16 protein-coding genes are annotated in these 14,901 nt (G+C 57.1%); 8 read left to right on the forward strand and 8 right to left on the reverse strand.

Translation table 11 applies throughout. The features are described 5' to 3' along the window. Nucleotides 1-48 precede the first annotated feature (48 nt). Nucleotides 49-1,149, reverse strand: a complete 1,101-nt coding sequence (gene hemE / locus NW839_RS02160) for a uroporphyrinogen decarboxylase (protein ID WP_414350895.1) — start codon at nucleotides 1,147-1,149, stop codon at nucleotides 49-51. 243 nt (nucleotides 1,150-1,392) lie between these two features. On the opposite strand from hemE, the gene crtE reads away from it, so the two are divergent. The 4 genes from crtE to NW839_RS02180 are packed head-to-tail and all read left to right on the forward strand — an operon-like array spanning nucleotide 1,393 to nucleotide 4,366. Continuing rightward, nucleotides 1,393-2,286, forward strand: coding sequence for a geranylgeranyl diphosphate synthase CrtE (gene crtE / locus NW839_RS02165; RefSeq protein ID WP_414350897.1), 894 nt, complete (start codon nucleotides 1,393-1,395; stop codon nucleotides 2,284-2,286). Between the two features lie 49 nt (nucleotides 2,287-2,335). Next, entirely contained in the window at nucleotides 2,336-2,818 is a 483-nt protein-coding gene (locus NW839_RS02170) for a divergent PAP2 family protein (RefSeq protein WP_414350899.1), read from the forward strand. A gap of 42 nt (nucleotides 2,819-2,860) precedes the next feature. Then, nucleotides 2,861-3,478 carry a hypothetical protein gene (locus NW839_RS02175; RefSeq protein WP_414350901.1) on the forward strand — a complete coding sequence of 206 codons (618 nt, stop codon included), beginning with the start codon at nucleotides 2,861-2,863 and terminating at the stop codon, nucleotides 3,476-3,478. Nucleotides 3,479-3,523: 45 nt separating this feature from the next. Beyond that, nucleotides 3,524-4,366: a SirB1 family protein gene (locus NW839_RS02180; protein ID WP_414350903.1), complete on the forward strand. Its 843-nt coding sequence runs from the start codon at nucleotides 3,524-3,526 to the stop codon at nucleotides 4,364-4,366. An 89-nt stretch (nucleotides 4,367-4,455) separates the two neighbouring features. Here the strand turns inward: NW839_RS02180 and NW839_RS02185 are convergent, their stop codons facing one another. Further along, nucleotides 4,456-4,638 (reverse strand): hypothetical protein, encoded by a 183-nt coding sequence (locus tag NW839_RS02185; RefSeq protein WP_414350904.1) that lies wholly within the window; start codon nucleotides 4,636-4,638, stop codon nucleotides 4,456-4,458. Nucleotides 4,639-4,838: 200 nt separating this feature from the next. Continuing rightward, entirely contained in the window at nucleotides 4,839-5,894 is a 1,056-nt protein-coding gene (locus tag NW839_RS02190; protein ID WP_414350906.1) for a TauD/TfdA family dioxygenase, read from the reverse strand. Nucleotides 5,895-6,221: 327 nt separating this feature from the next. On the opposite strand from NW839_RS02190, the gene NW839_RS02195 reads away from it, so the two are divergent. Further along, a complete protein-coding gene (locus NW839_RS02195; RefSeq protein WP_414350910.1) occupies nucleotides 6,222-7,052 on the forward strand; it encodes a DUF1350 family protein in 831 nt (276 codons plus the stop codon). Between the two features lie 315 nt (nucleotides 7,053-7,367). Here NW839_RS02195 and NW839_RS02200 read toward each other — a convergent pair whose 3' ends face one another. Next, nucleotides 7,368-7,616, reverse strand: a complete 249-nt coding sequence (locus tag NW839_RS02200; RefSeq protein ID WP_011433446.1) for a hypothetical protein — start codon at nucleotides 7,614-7,616, stop codon at nucleotides 7,368-7,370. Nucleotides 7,617-7,698: 82 nt separating this feature from the next. Here NW839_RS02200 and NW839_RS02205 point away from each other — a divergent pair, with 82 nt between their 5' ends. Continuing rightward, entirely contained in the window at nucleotides 7,699-8,079 is a 381-nt protein-coding gene (locus NW839_RS02205) for an Npun_F0494 family protein (protein WP_414350912.1), read from the forward strand. Nucleotides 8,080-8,128: 49 nt separating this feature from the next. After that, on the forward strand, nucleotides 8,129-8,368 hold the full coding sequence (locus NW839_RS02210) for a hypothetical protein (RefSeq protein WP_148202739.1): 240 nt from the start codon (nucleotides 8,129-8,131) through the stop codon (nucleotides 8,366-8,368). A gap of 114 nt (nucleotides 8,369-8,482) precedes the next feature. Here the strand turns inward: NW839_RS02210 and NW839_RS02215 are convergent, their stop codons facing one another. The 4 genes from NW839_RS02215 to NW839_RS02230 all read right to left on the reverse strand — a co-directional run bounded on the left by NW839_RS02215 (nucleotide 8,483) and on the right by NW839_RS02230 (nucleotide 11,750). Continuing rightward, a complete protein-coding gene (locus NW839_RS02215; RefSeq protein WP_414350915.1) occupies nucleotides 8,483-9,511 on the reverse strand; it encodes a hypothetical protein in 1,029 nt (342 codons plus the stop codon). Nucleotides 9,512-9,857: 346 nt separating this feature from the next. Beyond that, nucleotides 9,858-10,970: a bifunctional diaminohydroxyphosphoribosylaminopyrimidine deaminase/5-amino-6-(5-phosphoribosylamino)uracil reductase RibD gene (gene ribD / locus NW839_RS02220; protein WP_414350916.1), complete on the reverse strand. Its 1,113-nt coding sequence runs from the start codon at nucleotides 10,968-10,970 to the stop codon at nucleotides 9,858-9,860. 26 nt (nucleotides 10,971-10,996) lie between these two features. Beyond that, nucleotides 10,997-11,191: a hypothetical protein gene (locus NW839_RS02225; RefSeq protein ID WP_011433441.1), complete on the reverse strand. Its 195-nt coding sequence runs from the start codon at nucleotides 11,189-11,191 to the stop codon at nucleotides 10,997-10,999. Nucleotides 11,192-11,312: 121 nt separating this feature from the next. After that, on the reverse strand, nucleotides 11,313-11,750 hold the full coding sequence (locus NW839_RS02230) for a hypothetical protein (RefSeq protein ID WP_414350918.1): 438 nt from the start codon (nucleotides 11,748-11,750) through the stop codon (nucleotides 11,313-11,315). A gap of 188 nt (nucleotides 11,751-11,938) precedes the next feature. On the opposite strand from NW839_RS02230, the gene ppc reads away from it, so the two are divergent. Beyond that, nucleotides 11,939-14,875, forward strand: a complete 2,937-nt coding sequence (gene ppc, locus NW839_RS02235; protein WP_414350920.1) for a phosphoenolpyruvate carboxylase — start codon at nucleotides 11,939-11,941, stop codon at nucleotides 14,873-14,875. Nucleotides 14,876-14,901: the final 26 nt, after the last annotated feature.

Consider the following 14,901-nt stretch of genomic DNA (forward strand, 5'->3'; position numbering starts at 1 on the left):
AAACAGAATGCTATCGCTGCATAGTTGAACAGTGATGTTCAGCAGTGTTCAGCGTAAATGTATCAGCTCTGCCGACTGGCGCACCGTCTCGAAAAAGTGATGGACATTGGCCTCTGGAGTGCTTGGGTGGATGCCATGGCCCAAGTTCATGATGTGTCCACGGGATCCGGCTTTTTGAATCACTTCTAGGGTGCGCTGCCGGATGAACTCTGGCGATCCCAGCAACACCATCGGATCCAGATTGCCCTGCACCGCTAGGGATCCCAGGCGGGCCCTGGCCTCTGCCATATCGCTCATCCAATCGAGGCTGAACACGTCGATGCCGGCTTTGCCCACCCGCTCCAGCAAAGCGGCGCTGCCGTTGATGTAGAGGATCAGCGGCACCTGCGGATACCGAGCTTTCACCTGATCCACAATTTGCTTTTGGTAGGGCAAGGCCCAACACTCGTAATCGACTGGGCTGAGCTGGCCGGCCCAAGTATCGAACAACTGCACCACCTGGGCGCCGCACTCGATCTGGTAGATCACGTAGCGGGCAATGCTGTCGGCCAGCTTACTCAGCAACTGATGCAGCAATGGCGGCTGCGCGAAGGCCAAGCTCTTGATGTGGGCGTAATCTTTGGAGCTGCGCCCTTCCACAGCATAGCAGGCCAGAGTCCAGGGGGAGCCGACAAATCCCAGCAGCGTTGCTTTCCCTTCCACCTCGCGGCGCAGGGTGCTGAGAATGGTCTTGATAAAGGGCAGACTTTCTTCCGGTTCCAGGAGGCGAATGCGCTCAATTTGGGCTTGCGAACGAATCGGCGGGTCGATGATTGGCCCCTGATGCTCCACCAGCTCAAAGGGGATGCCCATGCCCTCAAGGGGGGTGAGGATATCGCTGAACAGGATCACCCCATCAGGGGCAAAGGCCCGAAACGGTTGCAACGAGATCTCGACGGCCAGCTCCGGGATCTCGCAACGCTGCTTAAAGGTGTACTTGCTTTGCAGCTCGCGGTAGGCCGCCATGTAGCGACCCGCCTGGCGCATCATCCAAACTGGAGGGCGATCCAGCACTTCCCCTCGGGCCGCCCGCAGCAAACGGTCACCCAAGTGCTCCGCACCGCTGGCGGTGGAGGAGGTGGCGCTGAGCTGAACAGGCGAGTGGGACATAGGAGGGCAATCCGGCTAAAGATCCTTATGAATCCTGACATTGTGGCGACAGCAACCGCAAGTTGGCGGCTCAGGATCCCTGCAGTTTCTTCATCGGCTGCAACTTGCTGTTACTTCTTACCCTTTTGGCCTCTGGGCTGGGATCCCCAATTAAAGTGGACATGAGATAATGACACCTGACAAGTCTGTTGAAGAACGGCTCGACAAGGATCCCCCCATTGCCGAGTTGAGAGGAAACCCCGCTTGGTTGCCCAAACCTTTAACCTGAAAGCCTACCTAAGCCAGCGTCAGCAACAGGTGGAAGAAGCTCTCTCTGCAGCTTTGGTTCCCGCCTATCCGGAGCGCATTTACGAGGCGATGCGCTACAGCCTATTGGCAGGGGGGAAGCGCCTCAGGCCCATCCTCTGTCTGGCTGCTTGCGAGTTGGCCGGCGGCACTGTGGAGCAGGCTCTGCCTACCGCCTGTGCCCTGGAAATGATCCACACCATGTCGCTCATCCATGACGACTTGCCGGCCATGGACAATGACGACTTTCGCCGCGGCAAACCCACCAACCACAAGGTGTTCGGCGAAGACATTGCCATCTTGGCGGGAGATGCTCTGCTGGCTTTTGCCTTTGAGCACATTGCTAGCCAAACTCAGGGGGTACCGCCGCAGTTGGTGTTGCAGGTGATCGCCCGCATTGGCCATGCTGTGGCGGCAACCGGTTTGGTGGGGGGACAGGTGGTGGATCTGGAGTCGGAGGGCAAGGCCATTTCCCTGGAAACTTTGGAGTACATTCACAGCCACAAGACCGGCGCTCTATTGGAAGTCTCGGTGGTTTCGGGAGGGATCCTGGCGGGGGGAGATGAGGAGCTGCTGGACCGCCTGAGCCGCTACGCCCGCGATATTGGCTTGGCCTTTCAGATTGTGGACGACATTTTGGACATCACCGCCACCAGCGAGCAACTGGGCAAAACGGCAGGAAAGGATCAAGCTGCCGCCAAAGCCACCTATCCCAGCTTGTTGGGCCTAGAGGCCTCCCGGCAAAAAGCCGAGGAGCTGATTCAATCGGCCAAGGAAACGTTGCGCCCCTACGGATCGCGGGCAGAGCCGCTGTTGGCCCTGGCGGACTTCATCACTCGCCGTCAGCATTAGGGCAGGACAAGAGGACAAGTTAGATGGGATCCCTGGAGACCCTGCTCGCATGTCTGTGCTGGAGAGCCGTATGCTGCAACAGTTGATGGCCAATCATGTCCTCTGGGTTGCTTTGCTGGCCAGTGTGTTGGCCCAAGCCATCAAGCTGATCCTTTCCTATGTGCGGTCAGGCAAGGTTAACCTGCGAGTCTTGGTGGAAACCGGGGGGATGCCCAGCTCCCACGCAGCGTTGGTGACGGCTTTGTCCGTTGGGGTGGGGCTGCAGGAAGGCTGGGACAGCCTGCTGTTTGCCGCGACGGTGGTTTTCGCATTGGTGGTGATGTACGATGCCGCGGGGATCCGCCAAGCCGCTGGAAAACAGGCGCAGGTGCTGAATCGCCTCCTGGAAGAATGGTTTGAAGAAAAGGGCGCCGACCGTTTTCCAGAACCCTACCTGAAAGAATTGCTGGGCCACACTCCCGTGCAGGTCATGGCCGGCGCGGCTTTGGGAGCAGCCTGTATCACACTGTCATTTGCCCTGGGAGTAAACTAAGAGCCATTGGGGCACGTTAGAGCAGAAGTACCGCGAGTGGTCATGGCCTCCAGTTCTCAACCTCGTCCGATCCAACGTTGCCCTTCCTGTGGCAAGCCGATCCCAGCCTACCGGTTCAAGTCTCCCTACTGTGACCACTGCGGTTGGCGGGCGGCTCCGGCAGCGCAAGCCCCTCAAAAAGGTGGATCCCTGGGCCAGAAAATCGCAGCTCAGGTAAACGGGATCGGATCCCAAGGTCAACGCTTCAAGGTGCCCCCTCTGCTACAGCCGCTGCTGAACTTCAACTTTTACCTCTATCTGCTCTGGGGGATCAGCCCTCTGTTTCCGCTGGTGGTGGATCGACCCCTGCTGGCCGAATCCAACTATCTGCTCCTAATCCCGCTTTTGTTGAGCTGGGGGCTGCTTTATTTGGCGGTGCGAGATCTGCCGCTGCCGGACAATTTGCGGCTGCCGCGCCTGTTGTTGGATGTATCGTTCATCCTGCTGCCCTTCTTCCAGAAAATTAATGTGTCCAAAGCCCCCAACCGACCCTATTGGAATGCTCTGCTGATTTGGGTGATCGGGATCCTGCTGCTTGCCGCTTTGCGGCTTTGGAGCTTTAGCCTGCTCCTGACGGCGGTGACCTTGCTGTTGACCAGCTTTTGCACGCTGCTGTTCTAACCGAGATCCTTGCAAAGAACCTCAATATTTAATATTTAACATTTCATGAGCATTCCTGCTGCCCGTCAACGCTTTGCCCTTGAAATCCAATCGGAGCCCATCGATCTGGGTCGGGCGGCCCTCTGGATTGCCCAAGAAGCCTATCCCGATCTGGAGGTGGAAGAGTATGTGGCCGCTCTGGATGAGATGGCCGCAGAGGTGCAAGAGCGCCTTCCCCCGGAGCGTTATCCCCTGCGGGTCATCAAGATCTTGAATCACTATCTCTTTGAGGATCTGGGCTTTCGTGGCAATCGCGAAGATTATTACGACCCACGCAACAGCTTTTTGAACGAAGTGATCGATCGGCGCACCGGGATCCCGATTACGCTGTCGCTGATCTATCTAGAGCTGGCGCGGCGGATCGATTTTCCCATGGCAGGAGTGGGCATGCCCGGCCACTTTTTAATCCGGCCCCTGTTTGCAGGCGCCGAGATTTTTGTGGATCCCTTTCAGCAGGGGGAGATTTTATTTCCAGAAGATTGTCAAGAGCTTTTGTCGCAAATCTACGGGCCTGGGATCCCTTTCCAAGAACACCACCTACGCCCCACCCCTCCCCGCCTGATCTTGGTACGCTTGCTCAACAACCTCAAGCAAATTTATCTGAGCCGCGCCGAACTGGAACCCGCTTTGGCAGCAGCGGAACGGATCTTGTTGTTGATCCCTGAATCCTTGCCCCACCTAAGGGATCGCGGGCTGTTGTATTATCAGTTGGGCCGTTGGCAGCAAGCCTGCCAGGATCTCAAGCGCTACTTAAAACAGGCGCCTTTCCACCCCGAGATCAATCGCTCTGATGAGCATTTAATCCGGGAAATTGTCGAGAGATTGGAATCTCATCCCGACTCATGCTAGGAGCATGCACAATTGCTCTCAGTTGTGCGTTGTGTAAGTGTGTAAGTTTTGAGCAAGATCTGCCGTCGTTTGCAAGCAAGGCTAGGTTTCTAGCAGGGATCGGAAGCAGCCCTTACCTCTTGGCGCAAAATGGCTTCCACCAGCTTATCTAAAGCCTCTAGATCAGATAGATCATAGTTTTTTTCCCAGAGGATTTGGTTAATGCTGGACTCCTGCTGCAGAGTTAAAACCAAAGATTGTAAAACCTCATCGATGATCTGGCGAATGCTCATCTTAACCTCGCAATCGTGAGAAGAATTGATGGCTTTGGCTCATAAGCCTAGAATGCTGGAAACGCTCTGCGATAGCCATCGTGAGGATCACGTATTTTGACATCAGAATCTGGGGCGACTCATCCAAACCCTTTCGGGGAAATCGCCAATAGTACTTTTACGGACTTGAGCTATGGATGGCGCTGAAGTCTGCGAACTTCTCAGGATCTTCTGAGACAGACCTGCTCCCCATTGAGGGCAGCTTGGGCCTCATCATCTGTTGCGAAGGCGGTGCGAATGATGCGCTCACCGGGATGGCGATCCCCTGCCGAAAGGCCGAGATCCCGCACCACAAATGAGCGCTGGATCCAGCGGTCGAAGCCATCGTAGCGGGGAGAGAAGGCAGTCCGTCCGTGAACGGTGCGGCGATTGTCAATACAGAGCAGATCCCCTGTTTCCAGCTTGATGCCTCGGTAGACAGCGTGGATTCCCTTCCTCAGGGCTTCTAGAGCCAGACTGGCTTCGGGGGTGAGCCCCACCATCAGGTCTTCGTCGTAGTTCCAGAAGGGATCCTCTCGACGGCCATACAGCACCGGCAAAATGGGTCCATTGATCAGGGCTTGCCGGTTGCCGAAGGAGTAGTCGATGCCAGTGCGATACAGGGGTTCAAACAGCAGCTCCCGCTCTCGCTCTCCTAGCAGAGGCAGGACATGACGGATGCTGGCGTAGGTGGTTTCCGCCACACGATCATGGTCGGGGCGCAGGCAAAACAGCAGCAAAAACTCCGGTGAGTAGGGATGAAAAACCGTCTCGCGGTGAAACTGCAGCCGGGTGCGGGATCCCTCAGAAGATTGCACTTCTTCGCTGCCGGGAGTAGGCACCAAGTTTTGAAACAAATCCCCGTTTTTTTCTTGGATGTAGGAGACCAAATGCCCCAAGCGGCTGCCGATCATTGCCAAGCAGCGTTCGCTGACAAAAGTGGTTTTCTCCTCAGAGCGCTGCGCCAGAGCCGGTGTGCGGGTATGGTCTAGTCCGGGATCCACGGGCAAGCCCCGCAGCAGCAGGATCCCTTCCGAATTGGAATACAACTGAAACTCCAGCAAGGCCCGCCGCAGATAACGGGGCAGCTCATCTGCCCGCATCTCGCAGTCCAGGAGAAATTCTTCTGTTTCCCGATAGGGATCGGGCCCAGGTGCCAAAAACAGGTTTATCGTCTTTTCATCAAAGTCCCGACAATCGATCAGCAGGCATCCTTTTGCAAGCTGTGAAGTCTTCATCACGATCCCTCACCACCCACTGCCCTAGTCATAGCAGCCGCAGCAACTTTTGGGCAGGGATCCTACACCCAAAACCCAATCTCGACGAGTGCAGCGCACCACCCCTCTGTAGGCTGTGTGAGAACCTCAGTCGGGGGTAGGGCAGAGTTTTGCTTGCTGCATCAGAAGTCCGGCTGGGGATCCCCATGTCTGGGCAGGATGTCCATTAGGATGAGTTCCAGGGGCTGGCCAGCGCGGGGAACCGGCGTAAAGTGGGCAAAGTGGGATCTGCCGAGCGCTGGGTTATGGGAAAAGCTCCAACAAAATCGCAGGCGAGGTTGCAACACCATGGCACCGACTTGGCAAACGGATGGGCACACTTGGTTTCTTCTGCCCGCTCAACCCCGCGCCGTCGTTCACTTTCTGGGTGGAGCTTTTGTGGGAGCTGCCCCGCAAGTGTTCTACAGCCGCCTGCTGGAAGAACTGGCCCGTATGGGCATGGCCGTTGTTGCTACTCCCTACACCACCGATATCGATCACGCCCAACTGGCGCTCAACGCAGCCCAATCTTTGCACAGAAGCCTGCAAAGCAAGGGTTTGCTGGAGTTGCCCCTGTTTGGTTTGGGTCATAGCCTGGGCTGTAAGTTGCAGATCCTCTCTTGTCTAGCCGTTCCTTCTCTGGGATCCCAGCGGCGAGGCAATATTTTCCTGGCCTACAGCAATGCCGGGCTAGATCGGGCTTTGCCATTGCTGCGGCTGTTGGCTCAAGCTTGGCCTCAACAACAGCTTGCCGATCTGTGGCGGATGTGGATGGGATCCTCCTCGCCACCTGTGAATCTGTGGTTAGAGTTCGAGCCTTCCCCAGCAGAAACCAACCGCTTAATTGAGGAGCAGTATCCGGTTAGACACAACCTGCTCGTAGAATTTCGACAGGATGATATTGACGACATTCCTCTGCTCTACCAACAGCTTTGCCGCAAGTATCAAGGCTATACCGAGTGGCAGCATCTCGAGGGGGATCACCTCACTCCACTGGGTTTTAGCTACCCTTTCCAAGTCGGGCAAGAGTTCAGCCCCATCGATGCTTTTGGACAGTTGATCTACCAGAACCTACTGGCCCCCAACCACCAAATGATCCGAAGCATCCGAGCCTGGCTGGCAACCCAATTGGCCCATTGACATTCTTCCCACGGCTCAAGTCAACGGATTTTTTCACAGCTTGCAGGATTTCTCCCGCTCACTGTTGGCAAGCGGGCGGCAGGTCTTGCTACTCCATCCTTGCGGATGCAGGAGGATGCCATAACCCCAGATACTTTGGCCTTCCATTTCAAACTAGATTGAAACACTCCCTAAGCGTTCTCCGCTGCCGCCCTACCCCCAGCAAGAGAGGGGAGCTAGATGGAAATGTTTCATTCCGGCTTAAAACGACTATAAAAGCTGCGTCACAACCTCGCTAGCGGAGCTACTGCATTGGTGTAGCTTATGACCGCCCATTTACTGATCAAGCCAGCTCAAATCGGAGAGCAGATCTTGAGAGTAGGAAGAGGGGGACTGCGCTTGCAGATGAAACAACATCTGAAGGGTATCGCTCATCAGAAAGTAACAGGTCAAGACGCCGCCGGCAGCCACAGCCACCAGTGTCCCTGCCAACATGCGCGAGAACTCCTGACTCTGAAAAGCCTGCTCCATCAAGCGCAGCGCCCAGAATCCCAGGAGGACAACAATGGCAAGGATGATCAACATATCGTAATTTATTGTAACAAGCCTGCTGCTCAACGGCCATTGACAGAATTGAATAAGAACATAAGGACTCCCCTTGTCCCTCATGCTCCATGACTCTGAGTCAGTGTACAGAAGGGCTTGGCGTGCCTGGATTTGCAGCCCTTTTCGGTTGCCCTTGCTGCAGGCCATGAGCGCGGAAGGGATCCCACCAGCGAAGATTGCAGGTTGGGCCGGCGTTCAAGCGGGCTACAGCCGACGCCCGTTATCGGAAATGCGGGTGGATCAGGAGCTGATGTGGCTGATTCAGGTAGGGCTGTTGCGACGGGAAGTGGATGGGCAGGGGATCACCGACCGGTACCGTCTGGCACCTCTGGGTCGGCAGTTGTTGCAAGATCTGGAGAGGGATGAAACTTTTGCCGGGATCTCGGCAAGCTGGGCAGACCGCCTGCGCAATAGGCTGACCCGCTGGCGGCTGCTCCCCTGAGGATCCCCTACACTGGATCCAACGTTCAACGCCGCTCTCGAGGGGGGATATGGTACGGCCAAGGTTGATGCGTGTGCCCGGATCCCTGGCACTCCAACGTCCACTCCAAACCTCTTTGCAGCGGCGCAGCCAAGCGATTAACCGGCGCAGCAAGTCTATCTACCGCAAAACCCGCTCCCTCTACCGACGCAACTTGCCCCTTTATCTGCGCAATTTGCTGTTGCAATACCGCACCAGCCTTATCTACAACCTCAAAGCCAGGCCTGTCAGCAGAACCCGTCGAGGATAGCAAGCCCCCCTCTGGATCCCAGCACAACAGTCTTCACCCCGTCGGAGTTGGTGATGGAGATTGTCCACCCCCAAGCCTGTGTAACCCCGTAGGAGGGGTACTTCTTGCAGGAGACTATTGGATTGTGAAGCGGCCAACTCCCACCTTCTCGCCGTTGACATGAATCTCGACGCGGTAGCGGCCGGTGTAGGGCTGGCTGAAGCTCAAATAGCCTTGCACCGTGTCGCCGGGATCCCAGGGAACATCTAGCCTGCGGATCAGTTGCTCGCCCCCGGCTTCTCCGCCCTCGTAGTACCAGAGTATCTCCACCTTGGCGTTGACAGGAAGGTTGCCCACTGGCAAGATGGCCCAGATCAACGTGTCGGTGGTCTTGAACTCGGTTGTGGCCTCGCCAGGGCTGCCGTCCCCCCGACCTCGGTACAGGCCGATTGTCCTTAGCCCCGCCTCTTTGGGGGTTCCTTGGCTGTAGGCACGGGCATCCGCCTGCGCAGCCTGACCCAGGCGATCCAGCTCAGCCAGCAAATCTTCCTGCTGCTTCAGGGCATCGGTTGCTTCCTGCAGCCACTGGGCGATCTGCCGCTCTGCGGTTGGGGCTTCCGAAACCGGGGAAGAAGGCTGTGCAATCGCCCCGCTGAGGTTGCGAATGGGAAAACCCTGAGCTGTCCCCACCTCGCTGCCCAGTAAGTTCAGCCAGCGGCTTCGCACTTCGGACGTCATCTCTGGCTTTGCGGCGTAGGCAATGCGCACACTGCCGCGCGGGCCTCGGGTGATCCGGCCAATCTCATGTTCCTCAACTCCACTCACCGTCCCACGGCAACCAGCACTGCGGAACTCGTAGAGCACATCTTCTTCGCTCTCCCGATGAAACTCCCAAGTCGTTTGGGGGCAGCTAGCCAGGAGGTTGTCCCGCATGTGGTTGGCGAGAAAGCGCGGCGATCCCTGGACATGAACGTCCATGACGGAGAGCATCTCTCTCCAAGAGGCCAAGCTCTCTCCAGGCCGTGTGAGAAGGGTTAGAGTAACCCCTTCTAGGACTTGATGATCGGCGAAAATCCACTCCCCTGGATCCCCCTCGATGACGACGTTTCCCGATGGGCTGAGGAAAGCGGATGCAAACAGTAGGCTGGCAAAAAGATTCAACACAATGCCCTTCCTTATCCTGGGATTTGTACTTGAAAATGAGATAGGACGACTTTCAAGCTGCTCACTGGGCAAGCAAAGAAGGGCTGGACAAAGAGGCTAGAGTCTTCGTCGTTGCCGTTTGCAAGGCTCACCTCAGGAAAATCTCGATAGATCCCTACAGCTTGATTTTGCTGACCTTACCAAAACGTCAATTGACCCCCCCAAAACATTGACCAGCCTAGCACAATTGAGCTCAATTCTGAACCCCACTTTGCAGAAATGCCGTGTTTTTCTGATGAGTATATCCATTTACATTGAACAGATATCAGCCTGTTCGTTCAGAAACCTCATGGCAATTGAAAGCTGGTTACTGTAGTAAGTCACTGCGGCCAACTGAAGAGGAGATCTTTCCGGTAATTAGCCAGTTATCCCCCAAGGTCTCCAGCCGCGGCTCCACCAGTTGCCAGCTTTGGTTGACATCAGGGATCCCCTCGCCTGCTACCGGGGTTGGCGCAGCGGCTCCGCCTAGGATCTTGGGAGCGATGAAGGCGGCTACTTTCTGGATCGCCCCATCTTTGAGGGCTGCCCAGGCCAGCGTGCCCCCGCATTCCCAGAGGGCACTCAGACACCCCCGCTGAAAGAGCACCTGTGCCGCCCGCGAGGGGGTTACTTGGGGCAGATGCAGCAGCTCCACCCCCTGCTCGGCCAGGGATCCCCACAAAGGATGGGTTGCCACAGCTTCTGTGATCACCAATGTCGGCGCTTCTTCCACCTGCCACAGATGGGCGACGGGAGGTAGGTTCAGGGAACGGCTGAGGACCACCCGCAACGGCTGGGATCCCTGCAACTCCGCCAGGCGACAGGTGAGGCGCGGGTTATCCTGCCAAACGGTTCGGGATCCAACGATGACGGCATCATGCCAGGCCCGCTGTTGGTGTACCCACTGCCGCGCCGGAGAGTTGCTGATCCAGCGGCTGTGGCCGGTGGCGGCGGCGCTCTTGCCATCCAGGGTCATGGCGTATTTCAGCAGGCCGAAACACTGTTGCCGCACAATGGCGAAGGCAAACCCCTCGTTCAGCTCCTGGCACTCCCGCTCCAGCACTCCCACCGTCACGTCGATCCCCGCCTCCTGCAGGCGGCGGATCCCTTTGCCAGCCACCAAGGGATTGGGATCCTGCATCCCCACCACCACCCGCCGGATCCCGGCAGCTAGGATGGCCTCGGTACAGGGAGGGGTACGGCCATAGTGGTTGCAGGGCTCCAGGTTGACGTAGAGCGTTGCCCCTCTGGCCAGGGATCCCGCCTGTTGCAGAGCCAACACCTCCGCATGGGGCTGCCCTGCCCCCGGATGAATGCCTTCCCCCACCACCCGATCCCCCTGCACGATCACGCAACTCACCCGCGGATTGGGAGAGGGACGCTGAGGTGTGGAACGGGCCAGGGATAGACACCGTTCCATCCACTGCTGATCCGAAATCATAAAATGGGCATCCGCTCCAGAGCGGCTCAAGCCGGTGACAAGGCTGCCAACTTGCGGTTGAAAGCTGCAATTGCCTTGGATTCTAGCTCTGCCACCTGCAATGCGTAGTCGCGGGCGCGGGCCTTTTGTTCGTTGCTGACAATCTCTCCCGAACGCAGGCGATCCAACAAATCGAAGGGATCCAACACCTCATCCATCGGGAAGCGGCCCAGATGAATCATGATCGGCAGGCATATTCTTCGCCAAGAATCAGAGCGGAAGTGAGCGTGGGTGATTCCCTCTCTCCCAGCTTGAGGGTGGGACGAGCCTTGCGGCCAACCACCACCTGGCGATGGGTCTCGATCACTGCTCTGGCCCGATCCAGATCTTGATTTTTCCAATCCACAGCCAGCCTGAGGCGGTGGGCGATGAAATCCGCAGTGGCGATGTAGAGCAGAGAAGGATCAAAGCATAAACCCGCGTCTGGGCAGTTGACGCCACCGTTGCACAAAACGCCGGGAAGGTGATCCCCGCCTCCACCACCGTGGTCACCCCTGAGCGGATCCCTGCCTCATCCGCAGGCAAACAAAAATCCCCCACTGATGTAAAAACATGGGTGTGAATATCGATCCAGCCAGGGGTGAGGAGCTGCCCTCGCAAATCCACAACTTCTGCCCCACAGACAGGCAGGTGGCGTCCAATTGCAGCGATCTTGCCCTCCTCCACCCGCAGTTGCCCGATCTCGTCCAATCCCTGGTCGGGATCCAGCAGATGTGCGTTGATAAACAGGGTGGCAGCCACCAGAACTCCTGTCAACAAGGCGTTAGACCGGTATTGCGGCAAGGTAAAACACTTTTTTCTTGCAATTTGTAGGCTCAACTACAAAATCCGACGCGGAGAAGACCGCAATCTGAGCGTGATACCTGCTACATCTGCCGTTTCGACAAACAGGCTCTAATATTGGGATGGTTATTCTAGGAGCTGCCTTCATGACCTCTTCCCCCCACCTGACCGCTGCAGAGTGGGCAGCGGGTTCTGCCAACGGGCTGAAGGAGGCCTCCCTGCTTGGGGAACGGGATCCCTTGGCCCATTCCCTCCAAGTCCACGAAACCTTCAACCGCAGGAACAACCTGTTAAACCGTCGCCTGCAACTGGTGGAAGAACTCTGGGAATCGGTGATCCTGCAGGAGTGCGGTCAGTCTCTGGTGGATCTGTTGCAGCGACTGCGTTCCATGTGTTCCCCAGAAGGACAAGCCCTGGAGTACCCGATCCCAGAGGTACTACAAATTATCGAGTACCTCAGCCTCGACGCCACCATCCAAACGGCACGGGCCTTTGCCCTCTTCTTCCAGTTGATCAACATTGTTGAACAGCACTACGAACGGGCAGAAGACTCGGACATGCGCATGGTGGATAGCCAACAACGTACCGTGCGAGAAAACGAAAAATTTGAACGGCTGTTCCCTTACCTGCGGGCCCAAGGGGTGCCGCCGGGCCTACTGCGCAGATTGCTGGAGCAGTTGCACATTCGCATGGTCTTTACCGCCCACCCCACCGAGATCGTCCGCCACACCATCCGCGAGAAGCAACGAGCTTTCTCTCGCCTGCTCAGCCAACTGGATTGGGCAGAACAAACCCAGCCTTTGCAGGCCCAGATGATAAAAGAACAGATGGCGGAAGAAGTCTTGCTTTGGTGGCGTACCGACGAGTTGCATCAGTCCAAGCCGACTGTTTTGAACGAAGTCGATTACACCTTGCACTATTTTGAAGAGGTGTTGTTTCAGGCCATCCCCCTGCTGCACGAGTACCTCAGCCGCAGCTTGAAAAAGGCTTTTCCCAGCGTCGAGCCGCCGCCGGCAGGATTTTGCAACTTCGGCTCATGGGTAGGCGGGGATCGGGATGGCAACCCTTCCGTCACCGCCGATGTTACCTGGCAAACGGCTCGCTATCAGCGCAACCTCATCCTGGGCAAGTACATCGAATCGGTGAAGGCTCTCACCAAAACCCTGAGCATTTCCCTGCACTGGGGGGATGTGGACAGCCAACTGCTGGATGCCCTTGAGCAGGATCACCGCCTCATGCCCGAGGTTTACGAATCGTTTTCGCTGCAATATCGCCAGGAGCCTTACCGCCTCAAGCTCAGCTACATTCAGCGGCGGCTGGAGTTAACGCGGGAGCGCAACCGCAACTTGGCCGACTCCGCTTGTTTGCCCACCCCTCCCCCTGTGGACAACGCCTATGCCAACGCGGAAGAATTCCTGGCCGACTTGCAGCTTATCCAGAAAAGCTTGAAAAACAGCGGCCTTTCCTGCCGTCAGTTGGATCATCTCATTCAACAGGTACAGGTGTTTGGCTTTCACCTGGCCCATCTGGATATCCGCCAAGACAGCAGCTACCACGAAGCCGCTCTCACGGAGATTTTCGAGTACTTGCGCATTTTGCCGCGTCCCTACAACGAGATGACGGAAGAGGAAAAAACCGCCTTTCTCCTGCAGGAGCTGCAAACCCGTCGGCCTCTGATACCGCTGGAGATCGCCTTTTCCGAGAAAACGGCAGAGCTGATCGCCACCTTTCGCACCCTGCGCCGCATGCAGCAGGAATTCGGCTTGGCCATTTGCCAAACCTATGTGATCAGCATGAGCCGCCAGTTGAGCGACCTGTTGGAGGTGCTGCTGATGGCCAAGGAGGTGGGGCTCTACGATCCCATTAGCGGTCGCGGATCCCTGGCGGTGGTGCCGCTGTTTGAGACCGTCGAAGACCTGAAGCGGGCCCCGGAAGTTTTGCGGCAGTTGCTGGAGATCCCTTTCTATCGCCAGTACTTGGCTCAGCAGGGAAATCTGCAGGAGGTGATGCTGGGCTACTCCGACAGCAACAAAGATTCCGGCTTTTTGAGCAGCAACTGGGAGATTTACAAGGCTCAACAACGCCTGCAGACGGTGGCCGAATCCTATGGCGTGAAGCTGCAAATCTTCCATGGCCGGGGTGGTTCGGTGGGCCGTGGGGGGGGCCCGGCTTACGAGGCCATCTTGGCTCAGCCAGGGCGCAGTGTGGGGGGCCGCATCAAAATTACCGAACAGGGAGAGGTGTTGGCCTCTAAGTATTCCCTCCAAGATCTGGCCATTTTTAACCTGGAAACCGTCACCAGCGCCGTGATCCAGGCCAGCCTACTGCGCACCTACCCCAACGATCTGCACGAGTGGTCGCGCCTGATGGAATCCTTGGCGGAGCGCTCCCGGCAGGTGTACCGTAACCTGGTCTACGAGCAGGAGGGCTTTGTGGAGTTTTTCCACGAGGTCACCCCCATTGAAGAGATCAGCCAACTGCAGATCAGCTCCCGTCCCGCCCGCCGCAGCGGTAGCCAAAAAGACATCGGATCCCTGCGGGCCATTCCCTGGGTATTCAGTTGGACGCAAAGCCGCTTTCTCTTGCCGGCCTGGTATGGGGTTGGCACCGCCCTACAGGAATACGTGGCCAGGGGCGAGCACAACCTCAACCACCTGCAGCACCTCTATCGCGAATGGCCTTTCTTCCGCATGGTGATCTCCAAAGTGGAGATGACTCTGGCCAAAGTGGATCTGCAAATAGCGCGTCACTACGTGCGGGAGATGAGCTCTCCAGAGCGTCTAGAGCGGGCGATGGAGCTGTTTGAGTGTATTGCCCAAGAAATGCACCGTACTCGCACAATAGTGTTGCAGATTACGGGTCACAGCGAACTGTTGGAGAACGACCCTTATTTGAAGCGCTCGGTGCAGTTGCGCAACCGCTCTATTGTGCCCCTCGGCTTTATCCAAGTCTCCCTCCTCAAGCGCCTGCGGGAGCGTCAGGGATCCCGCACCGGACGAACACGCTACGACCGAGCTGAACTTCTGCGTGGAGCTTTACTTACCATTAACGGCATTGCCGCCGGGATGCGCAACACAGGCTGAGGGATCCGACTAATTGACCCTGGCGC

It is taken from the genome of Synechococcus sp. R5-15, assembly GCF_047462035.1.
Taxonomy (GTDB): domain Bacteria; phylum Cyanobacteriota; class Cyanobacteriia; order Thermostichales; family Thermostichaceae; genus Thermostichus.

Coding starts and splice junctions, on each gene's coding strand:
- hemE (WP_414350895.1), bottom strand. CDS start 1,149: ATGTCCCACTCGCCTGTTCAGCTCAGCGCCACCTCCTCCACCGCCAGC.
- NW839_RS02170 (WP_414350899.1), top strand. CDS start 2,336: ATGTCTGTGCTGGAGAGCCGTATGCTGCAACAGTTGATGGCCAATCAT.
- NW839_RS02175 (WP_414350901.1), top strand. CDS start 2,861: ATGGCCTCCAGTTCTCAACCTCGTCCGATCCAACGTTGCCCTTCCTGT.
- NW839_RS02180 (WP_414350903.1), top strand. CDS start 3,524: ATGAGCATTCCTGCTGCCCGTCAACGCTTTGCCCTTGAAATCCAATCG.
- NW839_RS02185 (WP_414350904.1), bottom strand. CDS start 4,638: ATGAGCATTCGCCAGATCATCGATGAGGTTTTACAATCTTTGGTTTTA.
- NW839_RS02190 (WP_414350906.1), bottom strand. CDS start 5,894: ATGAAGACTTCACAGCTTGCAAAAGGATGCCTGCTGATCGATTGTCGG.
- NW839_RS02195 (WP_414350910.1), top strand. CDS start 6,222: ATGGCACCGACTTGGCAAACGGATGGGCACACTTGGTTTCTTCTGCCC.
- NW839_RS02200 (WP_011433446.1), bottom strand. CDS start 7,616: ATGTTGATCATCCTTGCCATTGTTGTCCTCCTGGGATTCTGGGCGCTG.
- NW839_RS02205 (WP_414350912.1), top strand. CDS start 7,699: ATGCTCCATGACTCTGAGTCAGTGTACAGAAGGGCTTGGCGTGCCTGG.
- NW839_RS02210 (WP_148202739.1), top strand. CDS start 8,129: ATGGTACGGCCAAGGTTGATGCGTGTGCCCGGATCCCTGGCACTCCAA.
- ribD (WP_414350916.1), bottom strand. CDS start 10,970: ATGATTTCGGATCAGCAGTGGATGGAACGGTGTCTATCCCTGGCCCGT.
- NW839_RS02225 (WP_011433441.1), bottom strand. CDS start 11,191: ATGATTCATCTGGGCCGCTTCCCGATGGATGAGGTGTTGGATCCCTTC.
- ppc (WP_414350920.1), top strand. CDS start 11,939: ATGACCTCTTCCCCCCACCTGACCGCTGCAGAGTGGGCAGCGGGTTCT.